The following is a 22,886-nucleotide window of genomic DNA, read 5'->3' as shown; positions in this document are numbered from 1 at the left end:
CGACGCGCGCAACGGTCGCGGGCGGTCAGCCGCGGCGTGTCGTCTCGAGCACCGCCTGCGCCGCGTGCAGCCCGCCGAGACCGCTCACGCCGCCACCTCGTCGAGATCCCGCACCGCACAACAGGATTCGCGGGTCATCCGTCGCGACGCCCCACCGTGCGGCAGGCGTGTCGAGCGGCTCGTCGTCGTCGGCGAACGGCCAGTCGAGCGGACCGTGGAAGATGCTGCCGCCCGGCATGCCGGGGGAGCGCTCCAGGTCCAGGGTGGTGCGGGTCTCCACGCACGGACGGCCGCTCGGGTCGCGCAGCACCACGTCGTCGAGCGGCTCGGCGAGCACCGAGGAGATCGAGTCGAGCACCGCGCGCTCCCACCGCGCCCGCTGCTGGTCGGGCCGGGCGTGATCGATCAGCCGGTGCGGCGTCTGCAGGGTGAAGACCGTCAGCGTGTGCGCGCCCTGCTCGCGCAGCCCCGGCGACAGGATGCTCGGGTCGGTGAGGGAGTGGCAGTAGATCTCGGCGGGCACCGGCTCGGGGAGCTCGCCCGACGTGGCGCGGGCGTACGCCGACTCGAGCTGGGCGTACGACTCGTGCACGTGGAAGGTGCCGCCGAACGCGGCCTCGGGGGCGACGCCGGTCTCGCGCAGCCGCGGCAGGCGCGACAGCAGCAGGTTGACCTTGATCTGTGCGCCCTCGGCGGGCGGCGGCTCGGTGCCGCGCACCCGCGCGAGGTGACCGGGAGCGCCGCCCCACAGCACGTACGCCCCCGCACCTGCCGCTGCTCCCCGCCCTCGACATAGGTCACCACGCCGTCGCCGTCGACGCCGGTCACCTCGGCGCCGGTGACCAGGGTCGCGCCGGCCGCGCGGGCGGCCTGCTCTAGCGCTCCCGACACCTGACCCATGCCGCCGACCGGCACGTCCCAGGCGCCCGTGCCCCCACCGATCACGTGGTAGAGGAAGCAGACGTTCTGCTGCAGGTCGGCCTGGTGGGCGCGGGCGAAGGTGCTGATCAGGCCGTCGGTGAGCACGACGCCGCGCACCAGGTCGTCGCGCACGCTGCGTTCGATCACCTCGCCCAGCGGGCGTTCGACGAAGGCGTCCCAGGTCGCGTCGTCGCCCAGCGCGCGCCGCAGCTCGCTGCGCCGGGGGAGCGGCGCGGTGACCGACGGCCAGACCGCCTGCGCGAGGCGGGTGGTGCGGTCGTACAGGTCGGTGAACCCGGCGTGGTCGCCGCCAGCCCCGATCGCCTCGAACGAACGCCGCGTGGCGCCCGCGTCGTGGTTGTCGACGAGCAGGCCCACGTCGCTGCCGGGCCGTGGGGTGTAGGACGCAAAACGCCTGCGGCGCAACGTGATCGACAGACCGAGGTCGTCGATGATGCGCTGCGGGAGCAGGCTCACGAGATAGCTGTAGCGCGACAGCCGCGCACCCGTGCCCGGGAACGCCTCGGCCGAGACGGTGGCGCCACCGAGGTGGTCGTCCCGCTCGAGCAGCAGCACCGACGATCCGGCCTGGGCCAGGTATGCGGCAGCCGTCAGCGCGTTGTGCCCGCCGCCCACGACGACGACGTCACGTCGCTCGGTCCCGGCAGGCACGACGACCCTCGCTCAGCGCCGGCGGAACACGTTGAGCTGGCCGGCGCTGCGGACGTACGGCGCGTCGTACTGCCCGACGAGCTCGAGCCCGCGACGGTCGAACATCTCGATGATCTGGGCCGACGTGACCGGGTCGAGCGCGCCCCAGTCGCCGGCCTTCTGCGCCTTGGGCTTGCCGTTGCGCGAGTTGAGCGAGACGGCGTAGCGGATGCCCTTGGAGCAGACCTGGTCGATGTAGTGGTCGACGACCGGCGGCTCCATCTCCTGGAAGGAGAAGGAGTTCACGAACACCTCGAACTCGCTGTCGAGGTCCTGGATCCGGTAGTTCGGGAGCACCCCGCTGCCCGGCACCGTGATCGGCCCCGGCGCGGCGGTCTCGCCCTCGTAGAGCGTGACCCGCGAGCCGAACAGCTCGGTGAGGTAGTAGGACGCGACCGTGAGCAGCGGCGGGATGTCGAGGTCGACGTAGCGGGCGTTGGGGTCGCGCTGCATGACGATCTCGCCGAGCACGCCGAAGCCGCCGCCGATCTCCAGGAAGCTGCGCGGCGGGCCGGCGACGTGGTGGGACAGCGCCGACAGGCACAGCAGGTAGTTGGCGTAGGCCCGGCCGAACGTGGCGTGGGTGCCCACGTCGAGCCCGAACGCCTGCCACGGCGTGCCGACGCGGCTCTCGCCGTGGGTGCGCAGGTCGAACGGCCACCGCTCCTGGTCCCAGCCGACGGCCGCGACGTCGTAGTCGCGACGGGCCTCGTGCCACCCGGTCAGCGCCGAGCGCAGGAAGGACTCGTCGGCCGTGCCCTTGACCTCGCGCGCCTTCGGCAGGAGCGCGCCGAGGGTCGCGTTGGTCCAGCCGTTGCCGTACAGCGGGTAGAACCAGATCGAGGCGGCCGGCCAGGACTTGAACCTGTCGAGGCCGAGGGTGCGCATGTCGTCCAGCAGCTTGTCGACACCCGGGCCCCAGAAGTTGGTGGGGCGGTAGGTCTCGTCGACCCCGCGCAGCTCGTCGAGCGAGCGGGTGGTCAGCTGGGCCCAGTCGGTCATCGATCCTCCAGGGTCGGGGGTGGCGCAGACATCCTCACACGCCCGCCCGGCGGGTCGCACGTGACGGGCGACCCGCCGGGCGGGGTGGTCGGAGGCGGTGCGCCCTCGGGAGAGAATGGACCGATGGCCCTCTACCGTGACGCCGCGATCGTGCTGCGCACCCACAAGCTGGGTGAGGCAGACCGCATCGTCACGATGCTGTGCCGCGGCACCGGCAAGGTGCGCGCCGTGGCCAAGGGCGTGCGACGTACGAAGTCCAAGTTCGGGGCGCGCCTCGAGCCGGGCATGGTCGTGGATCTGCAGTGCTACCAAGGGCGTTCGCTCGACACGATCACCCAGGCGGCGATGCTCGCGCCGTACGGCGAGCAGGTCGCGGCCGACTACTCCGCGTGGACCGCGGCCGCGGCGATGCTCGAGACGGCCGACCGGCTCACCGAGGAGCGCGAGCCGGTGCAGCGGCAGTTCACGCTGCTGGCGGGCGGTCTGGCGGCGCTGGCCGCCGGGCGCCACGACTCGGGGCTCGTGCTCGACTCCTACCTGCTGCGCGCGATGGCGACCGCCGGGTGGGCCCCGTCGTTCCGCGACTGCGCCGGCTGCGGCGCGCCCGGCCCGCACCGGGCGGTCAACCTCGCGGCGGGCGGCGCGGTCTGCCCGTCGTGCCGGCCGCCGGGCTCGGCGGCGCCGCGCCCCGAGACGTTCGTGCTGCTCGGCGCGCTGGTCGCGGGCGACTGGGCGACGGCCGTGGCCGCGGACCCGCGCACGCGCAACGAGGCCAGCGGACTCGTGACGGCATACCTGCACTGGCACCTGGAGCGGGGCGTACGCTCGCTGCGCCTGGTCGACCGGGGCACCCCCGCTCTGCCGGCACCGCCCGCCGACCGTGCAGGAGCCCGATGAGCACGCCCGTCCCGCCGCCGCCCCACCGAAGCGGCGCCCGAGCGCCCCAGCTGCCGCCCGAGATCGTGCCCCGGCACGTCGCGCTGGTGATGGACGGCAACGGGCGGTGGGCCAACGCGCGCGGGCTGCCGCGCACGAAGGGCCACGAGGCCGGTGAGGCGCAGCTGATCGACGTCGTCGCGGGCGCGATCGAGGCGGGCGTGGGGACGCTGTCGGCCTACATGTTCTCCACCGAGAACTGGAAGCGCTCACCTGACGAGGTCCGCTTCCTGATGGGCTTCAACCGTGACGTGATCCGCCGCCGCGTCGACCTGCTCGACTCCTGGGGCGTGCGCTGCCGCTGGACCGGGCAGCGGCCGCGGCTGTGGCGCTCGGTCGTCAAGGAGCTGGAGAGCGCGCAGGAGCGCACCAAGCACAACACGGTCATGACGCTGCAGATGTGCGTCAACTACGGCGGCCGCGCCGAGATCGCCGCCGCCACCCGCCGCATCGCCGAGCAGGTCGCCGCCGGCCGGCTCAAGCCGGACAAGATCACCGAGGCCACGATCGCCCGCAACCTCGACTGGCCCGACACCCCCGACGTCGACCTGTTCGTGCGCAGCTCGGGCGAGCAGCGCACCAGCAACTTCCTGCTGTGGCAGTCCGCCTACGCCGAGATGGTCTTCCTCGACACCCTCTGGCCCGACTTCGACCGCACCCACCTGTGGCAGGCGATCGAGACGTACGCCGCCCGCGACCGCCGCTACGGCGGCGCCGTCGACCGCACCCCCACCCCGTAGCCCCGGCATGTTCGTGGACCAGCACCTGATCGTGATCAGGGGCAACTCGGCATGCGGCAAGTCGACGGTGGCGGCCGAGCTGCAGCGGCGCATGGGGCGCGGGACCGCGAACGTCGGCCAGGACCACTTGAGACGGGTCGTGCTTCGGGAGCACGACGTCCCCGACGGCGACAACATCGGCCTGATCGAGCAGACGGCACAGCACTGTCTGCAGATCGGCTATCACGTGATCCTCGAGGGGATCTTGTACTCCGGCCACTACGGGAGCATGCTGCGCAGGCTCATGGGCCGGCACGACGGTCCGACCCACGTCTTCTACCTCGACGTCCCGCTGGAGGAGACCCTGCGTCGGCACGCAGGGCGCCCCTTGGCGTCAGAGGTCGACTCCACCAAGCTGCGCGAGTGGTTCATGGAGTCGGATGTCCTCGGGGTGCCCGGCGAGGTTGTCCTCGGCGGCGAGTACGACGTGGGCGGCGTGGTGGACCGGGTCATCCAGGCAGTCGGCCCGGTGCGCGAGCGTACGAGTTCGTCGCAGGGGAAGTTCCTTTGACCGTCTGCCCGGCGCGGACGTACGACGCGTCACGCGCGAAATGCCCGGGCGGGCGGACGGGGTCGGTATCGACCCGAAACGTCACGTCGGAGGGGTCTGGGCGGGCGGATGGGGTCGATATCGACCCGAAACGTCACGCCTGAGGGTGCCTGGGCGGGCAGATGGGGTCGGTATCGACCCAGCGGCGCCAGGCGTACGGGCCGATTCCGGGGGTTGTGACGTGACGTGGGGCGGGGGCGCGGTCAGAAGGGCCGATATCGGGGGTTGTTGAGGTCACGTGGGGCGCGCGGACCGTCGTACGCGCCGATTTCGGGGGTTGTCGACGTCACGTGGGGCGCGCGGACCGTCGTACGCGCCGATTCCGGGGGTTGTGACGTGCGGCGGGGCGGGGGACCGGTCACAAGGGCCGATATCGGGGGATACGCGCGCCCGTGCCCGCACGCCTCAGCCGCGCTCAACCCCGCGAGCAGTCCGCGCAGCGACCGAACAGCTCGACGGTGTGCTCCACGTCGGTGAAGCCGTGGTCCTGGCCGACCCGGGCGGCCCAGCGCTCCACCGCGGGGCCCTCGACCTCGACCGTACGTCCGCAGTCGCGGCACACCAGGTGGTGGTGGTGCCCGGTGCTGCAGCGGCGATAGACCGCCTCGCCCTCGTCGGTGCGCAGCACGTCGACCTCGCCGTCGGAGGCCATCGCCTGCAGCGTGCGATAGACGGTGGCGAGACCGACGGAGGCGCCCTTGGTGCGCAGCCGCTCGTGCAGGCTCTGCGCCGAGGTGAAGTCGTCGATCTCCGACAACGTCTCGGTGACCGCTGCCCGCTGCCGGGTGGGTCGCCGTCCGGTGCTCTCGCTCACGATTCGCTCCTCGCGGTGGGGGCCGGCTCGTCGTGCCGGTCCCAGTGGTCGGCGTGCGCCGCGTGCCGCTCGCCATCGTGCAGGTAGTCCACGTGGTCGCCGTGCGGCACCGCACGGTGGCCGCAGCCGGGCCGGTGCTCGTGCGCGTGGTGCGACGACTCCGCGTGGCGCGCCGCCCGCCCCCGAGCCACGGCCCAGGTGGCGAACGACGCCAGCACGAACACCAGCACGGTGAGCACCACGATGGTGCCGCCCGACGGGGTCTCGGCGTGGTAGGAGACCACGACCCCGCCCACGCTGCACAGGACCCCGATGAGCACGGCCAGCCGCAGCGCGCTCGCGAAGCTGCGGGTGAGCAGCTGCGAGGCGGCGTTCGGCACGATCATCAGCGCGCTGATCAGCAGCAGCCCGACGACGCGCATCGACACCACGACGGTGACCGCGGTGAGGATCGCCAGCGTCAGGTTGACGGCGAGCACGTTCATGCCGGTGGCGCGGGCGTACTCCTCGTCGCCGGCGACGGCGAACAGCCGCGGTCGCATGATCCAAGTGACCAGCAGGATGACCGCGGCCAGCACCGCGAAGACGCGCACGTCCGTCGGGCTCGTCGTGGTGATGGCGCCGAAGAGGAAGGAATCGAGGTTGGCCGGGGTCTCGCTGCCGGCGCGGCTCAGCAGCACGATGCCGACGGCGATCCCGCCGTAGAACATCACCGCCAGCGCGACGTCGCCGCTGGTGCGCCCGCGCGCCCGGACCAGCTCGATGAGCACGGCCGCCACCACCGCGAGCGCCAGCGCGGTGAAGACCGGTTGCCGGCCGGTGACCACACCCACGGCGACGCCCGCGAGCGCGACGTGGCCCATGCCGTCGCCGATCAGCGCCAGCCGGCGCTGCACCAAGAAGATGCCGACCATCGGTGCGGCCACGCCCACGAGCAGCGCGGCGATCAGCGCCCGCTGCATGAAGTCGTACTGCAGCAGCTCAAGCATGGTCGGCTCCGGTGCTCAGCGGGCCTGCGCTCGGCAGGTGGCTCTCGTGCGGGGGTCGGTCGGCGGGCACGGGTGGCTGCCGACGATCTGCTCGCGCCGGTGCTCGGCGTAGCGCTCGGGCGTGCCGTCGAAGCTGACCCGACCGGCGGTCAGCTCGACGATGCGGGTGACGACGTCGCGCAGCGCGGCCACCTCGTGGGTCACGATCAGCAGCGTGCGGCCGCTCGCCGTCAGCCGGCGCAGCACCTCGGCGAGCACCCGCTGGCTCGCCTCGTCGACGCCGGCCGTCGGCTCGTCCATGATCAGCAGGTCGGGCTCGGCGGCGAGCGCGCGGGCGATCAGCACCCGGCGCTGCTGGCCGCCGGACAGGGTCGATACGTCGTCGCCGGCCCGCTCGGCCAGGCCGACCAGCTCCAGCGACTCGGTGATCGCGCGCCGGTCCTGCGGAGTACGCCGGACGAACCACCCCTGGTGCGGCAGCCGTCCGACGGCGACCACCTCCTCGACCGTGGCGCGCACCGAGCCCGAGAGGGTGTGCCGCTGGGGGACGTATCCGATGCGGTAGCGCTCGGACAGGTCGCGCAGCGGCTGCCCGAGGACGGTCGCCTCGCCGCCCAGCTGGTCGGTGAGGCCGAGCAGCCCGCGCACCAGCGTGGACTTGCCGGAGCCGTTCGGCCCGAGCAGCGCGACGACCTCGCCGGGCCGCACGTCGAGGTCGATCGAGCGCACGACGGCGCGGTCGGCATAACCGAACGAGACGTGCCGCAGCTCGATCACGGGGCGGGGGTGTCGGTCATGAGCATCCCTGTCCGGTGCGCAGCGTCGAGAGGTTGGAGCGCATGACCGCGAAGTAGTCGCCGCCGGACGAACGGTCGGTGATGCTCTCGACCGGGTCCAGCGTGGCCGTACGCGCGCCGGTGCTGCGGGCGATCGCGTCGGCGAAGTCGGGGCTGACCAGCGGCTCGGTGTAGATCGTGGTGACGCCGTGCGCCTTGGCATAGGTGGAGATCCGGCCCAGCGCGGCCGGGTCGGGCTCCTGGCCGGGGAGACCGCGATCGGCACCTGCGACAGGCCGGTGCGCTGGGCGAGGTAGCCGAACGCGGCGTGGCTCGTGACCAGCTCTGTGCGCGTGCACGAGCGCAGGCCGGTGACGAGCTCGCGGTCGAGCGTGGTGAGCCGGCCGCCGAAGGCGCGGGCGTTGCGCTCGTAGTCGGCCCGGTTGGTCGGGTCGACCTGGCCGAGGCGCGTGGCGACGGCGGTGGCGACGGCGGCGTAGCGCTGCGGGTCGAGCCAGAAGTGCTGGTCGACGGCGCCCGGCTCGGACCCGTGGTCGTGGCCGTCGTCGGCGTGGTGCTGCTCGGCGTCGCCCTCGCCGACCGGCTCCACCGACGGGGTGGCGGTCAGCCGCGCGGGGCCCGACACGTCGAACGCGCGCTCGCCGGCCTGCTCCTTCGCCGCGGTGTCGACGGCGGTGGAGAACCCCTTGCTGTAGACCACCAGCGACGCGTCGTCGATCGCCGCGACGTTCTTGGCGGTCAGCTCCAGGTCGTGCGGCTCCACGCCGGGCTTGGCCAGGTTGAGCGTGGTCACGTGCTCACCGCCGACGGAGCGGACGAGCAGGTCCAGGGGTACGCCGCCGTCACCACCGTGGGACGGTCACCGTCGCCGGCGCCGGGCCCACCGGCGCCCGAGGTGCCGCAACCGGCGAGCGCGGCGGTCGCCGCGAGGGCGAGGGCGGGGAGGGCAGCAGTGAGCTTCACGAGAATCATTCTCAGGAGAAGTGAGAATGATTGTCAACTGCGAGTCGCGCGGCGTCAGCGCGGGACGGCCAGCACCACCATGACGACGGCGGTGAGCAGCAGCACCGCCAGCCGCATCAGCCGGTCGAGCGGTGCGAGCCGGGGCCAGGTGAGATAGAGCAGCCAGGCGAGGAACAGCGTCAGCAGTCCGAAGCAGATCGCGCCGACGACGCCGCGCACCAGCGCCCCGACGAGCGCGATGGCCAGCGCCGCGACGAGCAGCGCGGCGGGCGGGAGCTTCGCCAGCTTCTGCAGCACGCCGTTGCTCGCGTGCTCGACCTTGCTGCGGAAGGCGTTCGTACGCACGGAAGGGCGGGAGTCTGCGGGCGGCACGGGGCGAGGGTAGCCACCGCCCGGGACTTGACCAACTCTTGACGGAAACCGGGAAGTGCCGTGGTTCTCTCGCCCACCCCCGCCGACCTACCGTGGCCTTGTCGCGAGGACACCCTCCCCTCCGATCCCTTGCGACATCGGTCACGGCGCAGCTGAGGCGGCGCGCTCGGAGTCTCCTTCCCCCGGGTGCGACGGGACGCCCCAGGTGCGCCGTGACCTCGTCCCGGACCGTTCGTCCCTCAGACCAGCAGGTCGTAGCCGATCTCGGTGGCGATCGCCGCGAGCAGCGCGATCACGGTCGGGTCGGCCAGCGGGCGGACCAGGTCGGGCGCTGCCGGGACGCAGCGTGCGGCGGGCTCGAACAGGACGAGGTTGGTGCCCGTCATCGTCGAGTCGACGCGCAGTCCGTGCAGGTCCGGCCAGGTGTCGTGGATCGTGCGCGCCCAGGCTCGGCAGACCTCCTTGGGTCCGTGCGCCAGCGAGCGCGCAGCCCCTGCCGGACGAGCCAGTCGCCGCTCAGGTCGAGCAGCCGGAGCGGGCGCGCCGGCGTCCAACCGATCAGCACCGGCGCTCCGCTGATCGTGTCGATGACCCGCAGGTCCTGCCAGACCTCCGCCGCGGCTGTGCCGACGGTGGTCGCGGCGTACATCACCGCGTGCTGGGGCTGCTCGCGCATCCTGTCCGGGTGCGGGTCCCAGCGCAGCGACGGCAGCCACCCGAAACCGCGCAGCGCGTTCCAGGGGAGCACGTGATCCCCGCTGGTGCGGGCGATGCGAAAGACCGGCCCGGTGTGCTCGACCAGATCGCCGGGCGAGTGCTGCAGCGGCCGGGTCGGTGCCGCGGGGTACTTCGCGCTCACCAGGCGCTGAGCGCAGCGACCTGGTCAGCAACCGGGTCGGGTGCGCCCCCGGACGCCAGCCAGGCGATCGGGGTCAGCCCGTCCAGCTCGTCCAGGCTCGTGCGCATCAGCGCCTCGACGGTCGAGGGGTGCACCTCCGAGGGGATGGCCCGCACGACCTGGTCGAGCCCGGGAAGAAAGCCGCCGTCGACGAACTGCCACGACGGGATGCGCAGTCCGTGCCCGGTGTGGACCGCGTGCAGGCGTTGCTGCTGGATCGCGCGCGTGATCGTGCTGCGGTGGCGGCCAACCAGCCGCGCGGCGGCGCCCACGTCGAGGGTCTGGCGCAGCAACGTCGCGAGCGTGGCCAGGCGGGCGGCGGCCGCCGTGGCGCGCACCTGCGCGGGGCTGGCGAGCGTCGTGGCGAGCTGCTGGGAGCGCTCCTGCGGCAGGCCGCTGTGCTCCACGAGGGCGGCGGCCTCGTCCGCAGGCAGCGGCGCCGCGGCCGGGTCGCCGAGCGGCCGCGCGCGGGAGACGTCCGGCGCGGTCATGGCATGCAGGTCCTCCAGCTCCTCGACCGAGGCGTTGGTGACGAGCCGGCGAAGCAGGGCGGCCGGGTCGGCCGCGCGGTCCACGGTGCTCATGCCCCTATCGTACGCCCGTGTGCACCGGAGCGCATCGCGCTGCGAACGGATGCGTGTGGGCCGGGCTGTCCTCCGCTCGATTCGGTCCGCAGGGGCCGGCTGGGCGAGAATGTCCGGGCTATGACCGAGGTGCTCGCCCCCGCTCCCGTGCTGCCGCCGCTGCAGATCGGGCGGCACGTCATCTCCTCTCCCGTGGTGCTCGCCCCGATGGCCGGGATCACCAACCGGGCGTTCCGGCGGCTGTGCCGGCAGTACGGCGCCGAAGGCTCCGCGGCCGGCGGCGCCTCGGGCGCGACCTCGCTCTACGTCAGCGAGATGATCACCTCGCGCGCCCTCGTCGAGCGCACGCCGGTCACCATGCAGCTCATCGAGCAGGACCCCGACGAGGACCCGCGCTCGATCCAGCTCTACGGCGTCGACCCGACCACGGTCGGCCGTGCCGTGCACCTGCTGGCGAGCGAAAACCGTTGTGACCACATCGATCTCAACTTCGGCTGCCCCGTGCCGAAGGTCACCCGCAAGGGCGGCGGGGGAGCGCTGCCGTGGAAGACCGACCTGTTCCGCGGGATCGTCGCGGCGGCCGTGCGCGAGGCGAGCCCGTACGACATCCCGGTCACCGTGAAGATGCGCAAGGGCATCGACGAGGACCACCTGACCTTCCTCGAGGCAGGCCGGATCGCCGAGGGCGAGGGGGCGGCCGCGGTCGCGCTGCACGGACGCACCGTCGCCCAGGCCTACTCGGGCCAGGCCGACTGGTCGGCCATCGCCGACCTGAAGCAGGCGGTCACCTCGGTGCCGGTGCTCGGCAACGGCGACATCTGGTCGGCCGAGGACGCCGTACGCATGGTGCGCGAGACCGGGTGCGATGGCGTCGTCGTGGGGCGCGGCTGCCTCGGTCGGCCGTGGCTGTTCACCGACCTGGCCGCGGCGTTCGCCGGGTCCGCCGAGCGGGTGCGCCCGACGCTGCGCGAGGTGTGCGCCACGATGCGTCGCCACACCGAGTACCTCGCGGAGTTCCACGGCTCGCAGGACAAGGCCTGCCGCGACATCCGCAAGCACGTCGCGTGGTACCTCAAGGGCTTCCGGGTCGGCTCGCACGTGCGCTCCAGCCTCGCCACCGTCACCTCGCTCGCGACGCTGGACGACCTGGTGGCCACCCTCGACCTGGACCAGGAGTGGCCGAGCGAGGGCGCCGACGGTCCGCGCGGCCGCGCCGGGTCCGAGCGGCGGGTCGTGCTCCCCGAGGGCTGGCTGGGGTCGCGCTGCCTCGACGGCGCCTCGGCCGACGCGGTGCGCGACGCCGAGCTGTCGGTCTCCGGCGGCTGAGTTCCGTTCAGCCAGAAGGGTTCTCGACCGGCCGGTCCGGGTCGGTGATCCACTCCGACCACGACCCGACGTAGACCGCGGGCTGCACGCCGATCTGCGAGGCCTCGAGCGCCAGCGCCGCGTGCATCGCCTGCACGCCCGACCCGCAGTAGACCCCGACCTTGGTGCCGGGCCGCACCCCGAGCCGGGTCAGGTGCATCGCCAGGTCGTCGGCGGTGAGGAAGCGCCCGTCGTCGTCGAGGTTGGCCAGGGCCGGGGCGCTGACCGCGCCGGGGATGTGCCCGGCGACCGGGTCGATCGTCTCGTTCTGCCCGCGGAACCGGTCGCCCGGCCGCGCGTCCAGGAGCAGGTGCTGGTCGGCGTACTCCGCGGCGCCCTCGGCGTCGAGCACCTCACGGTGCGGCGGGGTGGCCACGAAGTCACCGCGCTCGGGGGTCACCGGCTCGTCGTCCACGGGGTAACCCAGGGCGCGCCACCGGCGCAGGCCGCCGTCGAGCACCTGCACCGCCTCGTGCCCGGCGTACGTCAGCAGCCACCACAGGCGCGCGGCGGACAGCCCCGAGTCGCGGTCGTAGACGACGACGCGCTCGTCGTTGTCGACGCCGGCCACCCGCATCGCCTCGGCGAAGGTCTCGGTGTCGGGCATCGGGTGCCGGCCGCCCTCGCCGGGCTCGCCGGACAGCGCCTCCTCGAACTCGACCCACGCGGCGCCGGGGACGTGCTCGCGGTCGTACTCCCCGCGCAGGGAGTCCTCGCCCAGCCGCCAGCTCACGTCGAGCACCACCAGCGTCGGGTCGCTGTCGAGGTCACGCAGTAGGTGCTCGGCGCTCACGAGGGGGCCGTCCGGGCGCGTCATGACCCCGAGCGTAGGGCGCCGGCGACCGGCCCGGGAGGGTGAGCGCGGCACCCCGGACAGGCGGATGTGCAACGCTTCGGCCATGTGCCGCAACATCCGACAGCTTCACAACTTCGCCCCGCCGGCGACCGACGACGAGGTCCACGCGGCGGCCCTGCAGTACGTCCGCAAGATCAGCGGGTCGACCAAGCCCTCCCAGGCCAACGCCGAGGCGTTCGACGCGGCGGTCGAGGCCGTCGCCCGGGCCAGCCGCGACCTGCTCGAGGCCCTGGTGACCTCGGCGCCGCCGAAGGACCGCGAGGTCGAGGCGGCCAAGGCCCGGGCGCGCGCCGCCAAGCGCTACGCCACGGCGGGCTGACCGTGCAGGACATCCAGATCGCGCCCGTGGGCGCGCAGGAGCGACGAGCCCTCGACGGCTGGCTCGAGCAGGCCGCCCAGCAGGGCATCGACGTCGACGACGTGAGCTCGATCGGCGGCGCCTACGACGCCTACGTCGAGCGCATGGTCGACACCGACCCGGAGGACCGCGAGGACCCCACGCCGTTCTGCACGATGGTCGGCATGGCGATGGGTGAGCACCTGGTGCGGCGCACCCGCCTGCAGTGGCGGGTGGTGACCGACCAGGAGGGCACCGACCTGGCCGTCGCGACGCCGGAGGAGGACGCCATCCTCTTCCCGGTCGACCCGGTGGCCTCGGCCTGGGAGGTCGCCGAGGTGGGCTGGATGGACGAGTGGGTCGCCAACCTGCTGGCCGGGATGCAGGGCGAGGCGCAGTGACCCCGGTGGCGCTCGTGCCGAGCGAGCGCCTCAGCCGCGGCCAGCGGGTGCGCCGCCTCGCCAACCTGGTCAACGGCTCCACCGTGCTCGGGCTCGGGGTGGCGGCGCTCGGTCGCTGCCGGGTGCGCCGCGGCCCGCGCGGGCTCTGGCTCGCCGACCGCTACCGCTTCGACTTCCCCCGCGCCGGCGCGTTCACCGTGGGCGACGTGCTGCTCACCGCCGACGAGTGGCCGGCCCGGGTGCAGGTCTATCCCGGCCTGCTCGCGCACGAGGAGCGGCACGCCTGGCAGTACGCCGTGTGCGGCGGTCTGCCCTTCGTCCCGCTGTACGTCCTCGCCATGGCCTGGTCGGTGCTGCGCACCGGCACCAAGGGCGCGCGCAACGTCTTCGAGCGTGACGCCGGGCTCGCGGCAGGGGGCTACCTCGACGCGCCGGTGGTGCCGCTGCGGGCTCGCCTCCGGCGACCGGTCGGCGCATGACCGCCGGGTACGACGCGGCCGCCCGTGAGCGGTGGGTGCGCGAGGACCCCGCGCTCAAGCGCGCGGACCGTGACGACTTCGCTCGCGACCGGGCGCGCCTGCTGCACTCGGCGGCGCTGCGCCGGCTCTCGCAGAAGACCCAGATGCACCGGCCCACGATGGACGACTTCGTGCGCAACCGGCTGACCCACTCGCTGGAGGTCGCGCAGATCGGGCGCGAGTTCGGGGCGGCGCTCGGCTGCGACGCCGACGTGGTCGACACCGCGTGCCTCGCGCACGACCTCGGTCACCCGCCGTTCGGGCACAACGGCGAGGCCGCGCTCGACGTGCTCGCCGCCGACATCGGCGGGTTCGAGGGCAACGCGCAGACGCTGCGCCTGCTGACCCGTCTGGAGGCCAAGCGCGAGCACCCCGACGGCCGGTCGGCAGGCCTCAACCTGACCCGCGCCACGCTCGACGCGTCGATCAAGTATCCCTGGCGACGTGACGAATCCCCTTATCCCACAACGAAGTTCGGGACCTACGCGGACGACCTCGAGGCCTTCGACTGGATCCGGCTGCCGGCGCCCGCGGGCGAGCCGAACCGGCGCTGCCTCGAGGCCCAGGTCATGGACTGGTCCGACGACGTGGCCTACTCCGTGCACGACGTCGAGGACGCCGTCGCGTCCGGCATCATCGACCCGCGCGCGCTGCGCGACCCGCAGACCGTCGCGGCCGTGGCCGCCGCCGCGCGCAGCTGGTACGGCACCGACTTCGACGACGCCGCCCTCGCCGCGGCGCTCGACCGGGCGCTCACCGCGGGGGCGATGCCGACCGGTCACGACTCCACCCGGGCCGGGTTCGCGGCGCTGAAGGACACCACCAGCCGGCTCATCGGGCACTTCGTGCACAGCGTCGAGCTGGCCACCCGCGAGCGGTACGGCACCGGCCGGCTCACCCGGTTCGCCGCCGACGTCGTGGTGCCCGACGAGGTGCTGGCCGAGGTGCTCATGCTCAAGGCGGTGAGCGCGCACTACATCCTGATGTCCGAGGAGCGCAAGATCGCCCTGCAGGAGCAGCGCGAGCTGCTCGCCGCGCTGCACGAGGTCTATCGCGCGCACCCCGACCGGCTGGATCCGTTGCACCACAAGGACTTCGAGGCGGGCGACGGCGACGCCGACCGCGCCCGAGTGGTCATCGACCAGCTGGCCTCGCTCACCGACGCCCGAGCTATCGCCCTGGCCCAGCGCTGGACCTAGGCTGCGGCCCGCACGCTGGGACTCAGCCACGACGGGCATGCAAGGCGCGTCACCACTACCGGCGGGCGCCCAGACCGTCGTGACCGTTCCGCCACAGCCGGCGGGTACCGACCAACTCCCCCGTCCGGCCCAAGGCAATGAACGGGGGTACGCGGGCCTGGTTCATGGGGATCAGAAGCACCTGGAGACCTTCCTTGGGAAGGGGCGTGCCCACGGGCGTGCCGCCCAGGGGTGGAGAAGGGTCCCGTGGACCGGGGAAGGCTGACCCGCCTACTTGAGCCTCCGCGACCATCTCTCGGCTGACTCTGCGAGACCCCCGACGATGGGGTCCGACCGCTGTTCACCGGAGCGTGGCTCTTCGGCTGTTCTAGCAGCGTGGTCGGCGCGAAGTCGGGCCAGGTAGAGGCGGACGGGGGGCGGCGAAGGTGTTTCAGGGAAACCTGTGTTTCAGAAAAAACTCTTGATTCGTATGACAACGATCCGCGCAGGGAGGATGCTCGTCTCAACGAGAGAGATACTGATCGTGCCCAGGGGGCCAGGCGTGTTACGACGTTCTCCGGTTCTAACGTTCTTATCGCGGCTGTGGCGCGCATCTATGGCTGGAAGTAGTGGAGGCCATGATGAGCACACTCTCTATCGCGCGGGTTGTTGCGGTTGGGGCTGTTATCGCAACCGCCCTTACCTCCTGCACCGGGTCTGACGCCGGCCCAGCTGCGGCCAAGCCGTCTGCGACCACGCCTGGCGTATCGGTTGACATAGTTAATCCCGGAAGGGTCCCCGACGGTGCGCCGGTGGGACCAACGAGCCTGGCTGAGATCTCAAGGGAAAGTCGACTGGTCGTTGAAGGCTTGGTCCTAGAGATTCGGTCGACTTCCTACGCGAAGGACCCGTTGGGCAGATCTGACCCGGCAACGATGCCCGTCGCGCGCATCCGGGTCACCAAGGTCGTCAAAGGGTCTGTGCCGATGAACGCCGTGATCCGTGTGGTGCAGCCTGATCGAGCGACGGAGCCCAGCGGGCAGTTGATAGCCGGGGCGGTCTCCACTGCGCCGTTCGTCAAAGGGGCGAAGTACTTGTTGTACCTGATTGAGCACAACTATTCCCCGAGGCAGGCATCTGGGCTATACGCGATCTGCTTCTGGGGGCAGTACCGCTCGCTGAGCGATGGCGATTTTCGCCGTGTCAGTAGCTTCTCTCCAGGCGCTCCTGCATCGGTGAGCTCCGCGGACGCTGAGCGCGCGGCACAATCATAGTCGGGCGACGGCGCCGCCGCGCGTCCGCCGCGCGTTCGCCAGCACCTAGGCTGCGAGGCATGGACCTGTCCGCGCTGCGCGTCCCCGTGATCGCCGCGCCGATGGCCGGCGGGCCGTCGACGCCCGAGCTGGTGGCGGCGGTGAGCGCGGCCGGCGGGTTCGGCTACCTCGCGGCCGGCTATCTCACGCCCGACGCGCTGCGCGAGAAGATCGCCGCCACCCGCGCGCTCACCGACAGCCCCTTCGGGGTCAACGTGTTCGTGCCGGCCCGGCTCGACGAGCAGCGGCAGGGCGCCGACGTCGAGGCCTACCGCGGCGAGCTGCTCGCCTTGGCCGACGCGCTCGGGGTCGAGCTGCCGCAGCCGCGCTGGGACGACACCGACCACTTCGCCGACAAGATCGACCTGCTGGTGGACGACCCGGTCGACACCGTCTCGTTCACGTTCGGCTGCCCGGGTGCCGAGGTCGTACGCCGGTTGCAGTCCGCTGGCAGCGACGTCGTGGTGACGGTCACCGACGCCGACGAGGCGCTCGCCGCCGCCCGCGAGGGCGCCGACGCGCTGTGCGTGCAGGGTAGCCAGGCCGGAGGCCACCGCAGCACCCACCGGGTCGACGCCATCCCCAACGACCTGTCCTACGTCGACCTGCTGCGCGAGGTGCGCAGCGTCTCGGCGCTGCCGCTCGTCGCCGCCGGCGGTATCGCCGACGGGCGCGAGGCCGCCCGCGCGCTCTCGCTCGGGGCGGTCGCGGTGCAGGCGGGCACCGCCTTCCTGCTCGCCGACGAGGCCGGCACCAGCGCCGCCCACCGGGCGGGCCTGCAGGACCCGGCCCTGGACCGTACGGTCGTCACCCGGGCCTTCTCCGGCCGCCCGGCGCGGGGGCTGCGCAACCAGTTCGTGCGCGACCACGACGCCCGGTCGGTGCCGGTCTTCCCGGTCGTCGACCAGCTCACCAAACCGATCCGGGCCGCGGCCGCCAAGGTCGAGGACCACCAGCTCGTGAGCCTGTGGGCGGGGACCCGCTGGCAGGGGCTGCGACCGGCCGCGGCCGCCGAGGTGGTGGCCGCGCTCGCCCCTGTGGACGACCGCCGGCGCTGACGGGGGCGGGACCTAGACTCGTCGCAGCGAGAGGAGGACGCGACCCCATGGCCGGACGGATCAGGGCCGACGACATCACGCTCGTCAAGGAGCGCACCGCCATCGACGACGTCGTCCGCGAGCACGTCACGCTGCGCCCGGCCGGCCCGGGTTCCTTCAAGGGGCTGTGTCCCTTCCACGACGAGAAGACACCGTCGTTCACCGTGCGGCCCGCCGTGGGCGCCTACCACTGCTTCGGCTGCGGCGAGGGCGGCGACGTGCTCGAGTTCGTGATGAAGGTCGACCACCTGTCCTTCACCGAGGCGGTCGAGCGGCTCGCGGCCAAGGCCGGCATCGAGCTGCGCTACGAGGACGGCCAGCGCCCCCGCGAGGAGTCGATCGGGCGGCGCTCGCGGCTCGTCGAGGCCCACCGTGTCGCCGCCGAGTTCTACGCCGCCCAGCTGCGCGCACCCGGCGAGGCGCGCACCGCCCGTGACTTCCTGCGCTCGCGCGGGTTCGACGGCGCCGCGGCCGACCACTTCGGCGTCGGGTTCGCCCCGCGCGGCATGGACACCCTGGCCCGGCACCTGCGCGACAAGGGGTTCAGCGAGGAGGAGATCGTCCTCGGCGGGCTGGCCGGCCGCGGGCAGCGCGGCGGGCTCTACGACCGGTTCCGCGGGCGACTGATCTGGCCGATCCGCGACATCACCGGCGACCCCATCGGGTTCGGCGCGCGCATCCTGTTCGACGACGACCGCATCCAGGCGAAGTACCTCAACACCTCCGAGACGCCGATCTACAAGAAGACCCAGGTGCTCTACGGCCTCGACCTGGCCAAGAAGTCCATCGCCGGCGACCGCCGGGCCGTGATCGTCGAGGGCTACACCGACGTCATGGCCGCCCACCTCGCGGGCGTCACCCACGCCGTCGCGACGTGCGGCACCGCGTTCGGCGCCGAGCACATCAAGACACTGCGGCGCATCCTGCGCGACGAGGCCGGGCAGGCCCCCGCCCGGGTGATCTTCACCTTCGACGGCGACGCCGCGGGCCAGAAGGCGGCCATGAAGGCGTTCGGCGACGACCAGCGGTGGGCCTCGCAGTCGTTCGTCGCGGTCGCCCCCGGCGGGCAGGACCCGTGCGACCTGCGGCACAGCTCCGGCGACGCCGCCGTGCGCGACCTCGTCGACTCGGCGGTGCCGATGTTCGAGTTCGCGGTGCGCACCACCATCTCCCGCTTCGACCTCGACCACGCCGAGGGCCGGGTGCAGGCCATGCGCGCCGCCGCCCCGATCATCCAGAGCATCCGCGACCGCTCGCTGCGCCCGGAGTACACCCGGACCGTGGCGGGCTGGCTGGGCGTCGACGTGGGACAGCTGTCCACCGAGGTCGCTCGCGCCGGGAGGGTGCCGCAGCCGCCCGAGGCGAGCCGGCCGACCCCGCCCCAGGACGAGGGCGACGATCTCGCTCGGTCCGCGCCGGCGTACCCGCCGCTGGACCTGCGCGACCCGGTCGTCAACGCCGAGCACCAGCTGCTCATGGTGCTCGTCCAGCACCCGGCGCAGATCGGCGAGGAGCAGTGGGGCCTGCTCGACCCGCAGGCGTTCTCCGCGCCGGCCCACGCCGCGGTGATGGCGGCCCTGGTCGACGTCGGCCGCCCCGGCGAGCGGTCGCTCGCCACCTGGCTCGGCGAGGTCGTCGAGGCGACGCCCGAGCCGCTCGAGCGCCTGGTGCGCGAGCTGTCCCTGGCGACCATCCCGGCCGAGCGCGACGACGCCGGACGACCGGCCCAGCGCTACGTCGAGTCGCTCGTGCTGCGGGTGCAGGAGGCCGGTCTCACCCGGCGCATCAACGACGCCATGAGCGCCCTGCAGCGCGCGGGCGACGACCTCGAGCGGGTGCGGGCGCTGTCGGTCGAGCTGCAGCGCCTGCAGCGAGAGATCCACGGGGTGCGGGCCGCTCGGGGCTAGGCACGGGCTAGCCTGCATCTACGTGCCAGCTCCTGCAGAGACCACCCCAGAGCCTGCTCTCGACCCGCCTCGGGTCCGCAAGGTCGTCTTCGGGACGTCAGCGTCGCTGGTCGCCGTCTTCGCGATCTTCACCCTCGCCGCGCCCGGCACGGCCGAGGACCTGATCGGCGGCGCGGTCACCTGGATCTCCTCGTGGTTCGGCTGGTGGTACTTCCTGCTCGCGACGGTGATCGTCGTGTTCGTGCTCTACGTCGCGCTGTCGAAGTTCGGCGCCTACCGGCTCGGGCCGGAGGAGTCACGGCCGGAGTACAGCCTGTTCACCTGGACCTCGATGCTGTTCGCCGCGGGCATCGGCATCGACCTGATGTTCTTCTCCGTCGCCGAGCCCGTGGCGCAGTACCTCTCTCCCCGGAGGGCGGCGGCCGCACCGACGGCGCGGCGCGCGAGGCCGTGGAGTGGACCCTGTTCCACTACGGCATCACCGGCTGGTCGATGTACGCCCTCATGGGGCTCTCGCTCGGCTACTTCGCCTTCCGCAGGCGGTTGCCGCTGGCCATCCGCTCGGCGCTGGTGCCGGTGCTCGGCAGGCGGGCCGAGGGGCGGCTCGGCGACGTGGTCGACGTGGCCGCGGTTCTCGGCACGATCTTCGGCATCGCGACCTCGCTCGGCATCGGCATCGTGCAGCTCAACTACGGCCTCGACGTGCTGTTCGGGATCCCGCAGGGCAAGGCCGCCCAGATCGGCCTGATCCTGCTGTCGGTCGTGCTCGGCACCATTTCCGCGGTCACCGGCGTCGACCGCGGCATCCGCCGGCTGTCCGAGCTCAACGTCGTGCTCTCCCTGCTGCTCCTGCTGTGGGTGCTCGTGGGTGGCAGCTCCGGCTTCCTGCTCAACGGCCTGGTGATGAACACCGGCGACTACCTCTCCGGCTTCCTCGGCAAGACGATGGACACCATGGCCTGGAGCGCCCCGGCGGAGTGGCTCAACGCCTGGACCCTGTTCTTCTGGGCCTGGTGGATCGCCTGGGCGCCGTTCGTCGGCCTGTTCCTCGCGCGCATCTCGCGCGGCCGCACGGTGCGCGAGTTCGTGCTCGGCGTGCTGACCATCCCGTTCGTGTTCATCCTGCTGTGGGTGTCGATCTTCGGGAACAGCGCGCTCGCGGCGGCCCGCCGCGACGAGGGCTTCGCCCAGCGGACGTACGACACCCCCGAGGCCGGGTTCTACTCGCTGCTGCAGACCTACCCGTGGGCGACGTTCGTCGTCGGCGTCGCGACCCTGACCGGGCTGCTCTACTACGTCACCAGCGCCGACTCCGGCGCGCTGGTGATGGGCAACTTCACCTCGCGCCTGTCGCACCCGATGCAGGACTGCGGCCGCCCGGTGCGCATCTTCTGGTCGGTCGCCATCGGCGTGCTGACGCTCGGCATGCTGTTCGCCGGCGGCGAGGGCGGCTCGATCGTCACCCTGCAGAACGCCACGATCATCATGGGTCTGCCGTTCTCGTTCGTGCTGGCCCTGCTCATGGTCGGGCTCTACCGCTCGTTGCGCGAGGAGTCGATGAAGCTCGCGACGACCCGGGCGTCGCTGCACACGGTCCTCGCGTCGGGCCGCGGCGAGACCCGCCCGGTCAGCTGGAAGCAGCGCCTCGCACGCACCGCGACCTTCCCCGGGCTGGAGGCGACCGAACGGTTCCTGACCACGCGGGCCCGGCCGGCCCTGGAGTCGGTCGCTGCCGAGCTGCGCTCCGCCGGCACCGACGCCGAGGTCGACGTGCTGCCCGGCGAGGCGGGGCAGCCCGGCTCGCCGCGGCTGCGGGTGAGCCTGCTCGGTGTGCCCGACTTCGTCTACCGCATCTGCGCGGTGCCGGCCCGCACGCCCTCGTTCGCCGCGTCGCGGGCCGGGGAGAGCGGGGAGCACCACTACCGCAGCGAGGTCTACCTCGCCGAGGGCAGCCAGGGTTACCACGTCAACGGCTACACCGCCGAGCAGCTCATCGGTGACGTGCTCGATCACTACGAGCACCACCTGTCGTTCGTCCACGCGGCCCACCCGGCCGGTGAACCCAACCTGGAGGAGGAGTCATGACCAGCGTCGAGACGCTGTTCGTCGACGGTGCATGGGTGCCGTCGTCGGACGGTGCGACCCGCGAGATCCGTTGCCCCGCAGACGGATCCGTGGTCGGGGTGGTGTCGGAGGCGACGTCCGAGGACACCGAGCGCGCGATCGCCGCTGCGCGTCGCGCCTTCGACGCCGGGGAGTGGTCCAGCACGCCCGCGAGCGAGCGGGGCGCGCTGCTGCTCGCCGTCGCCGACCGCTTGCGCGGGCGCAAGGACGAGTTCGTCCGGGCCGAGACCCTCGACACCGGCAAGCGGCCCTACGAGTCCGAGATCGACATGGACGACATCGCCGCCTGCTTCGACTACTTCGGCCGCCTCGCCGGTCAGGACGCCGGGCGCGTGGTCGACGCCGGCAGCCCCGACGTGTCCTCGCGGATCGTCTACGAACCGGTCGGCGTGTGCGGGCTCATCACGCCGTGGAACTACCCGCTGCTGCAGGCGGCGTGGAAGGTCGCGCCGGCGCTGGCCGCGGGCAACACGTTCGTGCTGAAGCCGGCCGAGCTGACCCCGCACACCGCGATCCTGCTGATGCAGGTGCTGCAGGAGGTCGGGCTGCCCGACGGCGTCGCCAACCTCGTGCTGGGCGCCGGGGCCCGCGCCGGCGCCCCGCTGGCCGAGCACCCCGACGTCGACCTGGTGTCGTTCACCGGCGGGCTCGAGACCGGCCGGCGCCTCGGCGCCACGGCGATGGGCACGGTCAAGAAGGTCGCCCTGGAGCTGGGCGGCAAGAACCCCAACGTCATCTTCGCCGACGCCTGCGACACCGACGAGGGGCTCGCGGCAGCGGTCGACAACGCGCTCAACGCCGCGTTCCTGCACTCCGGCCAGGTCTGCTCGGCCGGGGCACGCCTCGTCGTCGAGGAGTCGGTCAAGGAGCGGTTCGTCGACGAGCTGGTGCGCCGGGCCGAGGCGATCGTGCCCGGGCTGCCGTTCGACCCCGCGACCGAGACCGGGCCGCTCATCTCCGCCGAGCACCGCGACAAGGTCGACGCCTACGTCAAGCACGCGGTCGAGCAGGGCGCCACGCTGCGCACCGGCGGCGCGTTCGCGACGGGCGACCTCGGCGGCGGCGACCTCGACGACGGCTTCTTCTACCTCCCGACCGTCCTCGACGGGGTGACCCGCGACATGGACTGCGCGCACGACGAGGCCTTCGGGCCCACGGTGACCGTCGAGACCTTCACCACCGAGGACGAGGCCGTCGAGATCGCCAACGACACGACGTACGGCCTCGCCGGCGCCGTCTGGAGCGCGGACGGCGGCCGGGCCCAGCGGGTGGCCGCGCGGCTGCGGCACGGCACCGTGTGGGTCAACGACTTCGGCGCCTACCTCCCGCAGGCGGAGTGGGGTGGCTACGGCCGCTCCGGCTTCGGCCGGGAGCTCGGTCCCACCGGCCTCGCGGAGTATCAGGAGGCCAAGCACGTCTACACCAACCTGCGACCCGGCGTGACCGGCTGGTTCGCGCAGCGCTGAGGAGGAGA

At 72.7% G+C, this 22,886-nt stretch carries 23 protein-coding genes and 2 pseudogenes; 12 read left to right on the top strand and 13 right to left on the bottom strand.

The window, feature by feature from the left end:
* Window positions 1-25 precede the first annotated feature (25 nt).
* The 3 genes from QUE40_RS19675 to QUE40_RS10210 are packed head-to-tail and all read right to left on the bottom strand — an operon-like array spanning window position 26 to window position 2,634.
* Window positions 26-523, bottom strand: a complete 498-nt coding sequence (locus tag QUE40_RS19675; RefSeq protein WP_433996992.1) for a phytoene desaturase family protein — start codon at window positions 521-523, stop codon at window positions 26-28.
* Window positions 439-1,593 carry a phytoene desaturase family protein gene (locus QUE40_RS10215; protein ID WP_433996991.1) on the bottom strand — a complete coding sequence of 385 codons (1,155 nt, stop codon included), beginning with the start codon at window positions 1,591-1,593 and terminating at the stop codon, window positions 439-441. The genes QUE40_RS19675 and QUE40_RS10215 overlap by 85 nt, the downstream gene beginning before the upstream one ends.
* Window positions 1,594-1,605: 12 nt before the next feature.
* Window positions 1,606-2,634, bottom strand: coding sequence for a putative sugar O-methyltransferase (locus tag QUE40_RS10210; protein ID WP_142005546.1), 1,029 nt, complete (start codon window positions 2,632-2,634; stop codon window positions 1,606-1,608).
* A 123-nt stretch (window positions 2,635-2,757) separates the two neighbouring features.
* On the opposite strand from QUE40_RS10210, the gene recO reads away from it, so the two are divergent.
* The 3 genes from recO to QUE40_RS10195 are packed head-to-tail and all read left to right on the top strand — an operon-like array spanning window position 2,758 to window position 4,860.
* Window positions 2,758-3,531, top strand: a complete 774-nt coding sequence (recO, locus tag QUE40_RS10205; RefSeq protein ID WP_142005545.1) for a DNA repair protein RecO — start codon at window positions 2,758-2,760, stop codon at window positions 3,529-3,531.
* Window positions 3,528-4,310 carry an isoprenyl transferase gene (locus QUE40_RS10200; RefSeq protein ID WP_289230885.1) on the top strand — a complete coding sequence of 261 codons (783 nt, stop codon included), beginning with the start codon at window positions 3,528-3,530 and terminating at the stop codon, window positions 4,308-4,310. The genes recO and QUE40_RS10200 overlap by 4 nt, the downstream gene beginning before the upstream one ends.
* A gap of 7 nt (window positions 4,311-4,317) precedes the next feature.
* The gene (locus QUE40_RS10195; protein WP_289230884.1) at window positions 4,318-4,860 is read left to right on the top strand and encodes an AAA family ATPase; all 543 of its coding nucleotides are present in this window, start codon (window positions 4,318-4,320) and stop codon (window positions 4,858-4,860) included.
* Window positions 4,861-5,314: 454 nt separating this feature from the next.
* Here the strand turns inward: QUE40_RS10195 and QUE40_RS10190 are convergent, their stop codons facing one another.
* The 9 genes and pseudogenes from QUE40_RS10190 to QUE40_RS10155 form a co-directional block, all read right to left on the bottom strand.
* Window positions 5,315-5,713: a Fur family transcriptional regulator gene (locus tag QUE40_RS10190; RefSeq protein ID WP_289230883.1), complete on the bottom strand. Its 399-nt coding sequence runs from the start codon at window positions 5,711-5,713 to the stop codon at window positions 5,315-5,317.
* Window positions 5,710-6,702 (bottom strand): metal ABC transporter permease, encoded by a 993-nt coding sequence (locus tag QUE40_RS10185; RefSeq protein WP_289230882.1) that lies wholly within the window; start codon window positions 6,700-6,702, stop codon window positions 5,710-5,712. Before QUE40_RS10185 ends, QUE40_RS10190 begins: the two co-directional genes overlap by 4 nt.
* Before the next feature lie 15 nt (window positions 6,703-6,717).
* Complete coding sequence (locus QUE40_RS19195; RefSeq protein ID WP_350227145.1) at window positions 6,718-7,410, bottom strand: metal ABC transporter ATP-binding protein; 693 nt, start codon at window positions 7,408-7,410, stop codon at window positions 6,718-6,720.
* A gap of 85 nt (window positions 7,411-7,495) precedes the next feature.
* A pseudogene (locus tag QUE40_RS19190) lies at window positions 7,496-8,292 on the bottom strand (metal ABC transporter solute-binding protein, Zn/Mn family).
* A complete protein-coding gene (locus QUE40_RS10175) occupies window positions 8,289-8,462 on the bottom strand; it encodes a hypothetical protein (RefSeq protein ID WP_289230880.1) in 174 nt (57 codons plus the stop codon). The pseudogene QUE40_RS19190 and the gene QUE40_RS10175 overlap by 4 nt, the downstream one beginning before the upstream one ends.
* 54 nt (window positions 8,463-8,516) lie before the next feature.
* Complete coding sequence (locus QUE40_RS10170) at window positions 8,517-8,834, bottom strand: DUF6703 family protein (RefSeq protein ID WP_289230879.1); 318 nt, start codon at window positions 8,832-8,834, stop codon at window positions 8,517-8,519.
* A gap of 239 nt (window positions 8,835-9,073) precedes the next feature.
* The gene (locus tag QUE40_RS10165; RefSeq protein ID WP_289230878.1) at window positions 9,074-9,220 is read right to left on the bottom strand and encodes a hypothetical protein; all 147 of its coding nucleotides are present in this window, start codon (window positions 9,218-9,220) and stop codon (window positions 9,074-9,076) included.
* Window positions 9,217-9,693, bottom strand: coding sequence for an RES domain-containing protein (locus tag QUE40_RS10160; protein WP_289230877.1), 477 nt, complete (start codon window positions 9,691-9,693; stop codon window positions 9,217-9,219). The genes QUE40_RS10165 and QUE40_RS10160 overlap by 4 nt, the downstream gene beginning before the upstream one ends.
* The gene (locus QUE40_RS10155) at window positions 9,690-10,316 is read right to left on the bottom strand and encodes a MerR family transcriptional regulator (protein WP_289230876.1); all 627 of its coding nucleotides are present in this window, start codon (window positions 10,314-10,316) and stop codon (window positions 9,690-9,692) included. The genes QUE40_RS10160 and QUE40_RS10155 overlap by 4 nt, the downstream gene beginning before the upstream one ends.
* Window positions 10,317-10,436: 120 nt before the next feature.
* Between QUE40_RS10155 and dusB the strand changes: the two genes are divergently transcribed.
* Entirely contained in the window at window positions 10,437-11,642 is a 1,206-nt protein-coding gene (gene dusB, locus QUE40_RS10150) for a tRNA dihydrouridine synthase DusB (protein ID WP_142005536.1), read from the top strand.
* Window positions 11,643-11,649: 7 nt separating this feature from the next.
* On the opposite strand, the gene QUE40_RS10145 is transcribed toward dusB, so the two are convergent.
* Window positions 11,650-12,498: a sulfurtransferase gene (locus QUE40_RS10145; RefSeq protein ID WP_289230875.1), complete on the bottom strand. Its 849-nt coding sequence runs from the start codon at window positions 12,496-12,498 to the stop codon at window positions 11,650-11,652.
* Window positions 12,499-12,580: 82 nt separating this feature from the next.
* On the opposite strand from QUE40_RS10145, the gene QUE40_RS10140 reads away from it, so the two are divergent.
* The 8 genes and pseudogenes from QUE40_RS10140 to QUE40_RS10100 all read left to right on the top strand — a co-directional run bounded on the left by QUE40_RS10140 (window position 12,581) and on the right by QUE40_RS10100 (window position 22,878).
* On the top strand, window positions 12,581-12,856 hold the full coding sequence (locus QUE40_RS10140; protein ID WP_289230874.1) for a DUF2277 domain-containing protein: 276 nt from the start codon (window positions 12,581-12,583) through the stop codon (window positions 12,854-12,856).
* A gap of 2 nt (window positions 12,857-12,858) precedes the next feature.
* Complete coding sequence (locus QUE40_RS10135; RefSeq protein ID WP_289230873.1) at window positions 12,859-13,275, top strand: DUF3806 domain-containing protein; 417 nt, start codon at window positions 12,859-12,861, stop codon at window positions 13,273-13,275.
* 14 nt (window positions 13,276-13,289) lie between these two features.
* Window positions 13,290-13,754, top strand: coding sequence for a hypothetical protein (locus QUE40_RS10130; RefSeq protein ID WP_142005532.1), 465 nt, complete (start codon window positions 13,290-13,292; stop codon window positions 13,752-13,754).
* Entirely contained in the window at window positions 13,751-14,992 is a 1,242-nt protein-coding gene (locus tag QUE40_RS10125) for a deoxyguanosinetriphosphate triphosphohydrolase (RefSeq protein WP_142005531.1), read from the top strand. The genes QUE40_RS10130 and QUE40_RS10125 overlap by 4 nt, the downstream gene beginning before the upstream one ends.
* Window positions 14,993-16,304: 1,312 nt before the next feature.
* Complete coding sequence (locus tag QUE40_RS10120) at window positions 16,305-17,342, top strand: NAD(P)H-dependent flavin oxidoreductase (RefSeq protein WP_289230872.1); 1,038 nt, start codon at window positions 16,305-16,307, stop codon at window positions 17,340-17,342.
* Between the two features lie 47 nt (window positions 17,343-17,389).
* Window positions 17,390-19,288 (top strand): DNA primase, encoded by a 1,899-nt coding sequence (gene dnaG / locus QUE40_RS10115; RefSeq protein WP_289230871.1) that lies wholly within the window; start codon window positions 17,390-17,392, stop codon window positions 19,286-19,288.
* A gap of 22 nt (window positions 19,289-19,310) precedes the next feature.
* A pseudogene (betT, locus tag QUE40_RS10105) lies at window positions 19,311-21,373 on the top strand (choline BCCT transporter BetT).
* A complete protein-coding gene (locus QUE40_RS10100) occupies window positions 21,370-22,878 on the top strand; it encodes an aldehyde dehydrogenase family protein (protein ID WP_289230869.1) in 1,509 nt (502 codons plus the stop codon). Before betT ends, QUE40_RS10100 begins: the two are co-directional and overlap by 4 nt.
* Window positions 22,879-22,886: the final 8 nt, after the last annotated feature.

The sequence above is a fragment of the Barrientosiimonas endolithica genome (genome assembly GCF_030296655.1).
GTDB lineage: Bacteria > Actinomycetota > Actinomycetes > Actinomycetales > Dermatophilaceae > Barrientosiimonas > Barrientosiimonas humi.
Note: the sequence above shows the minus strand (reverse complement) of the source record. Positions and strands in the feature narration are given on the sequence as shown.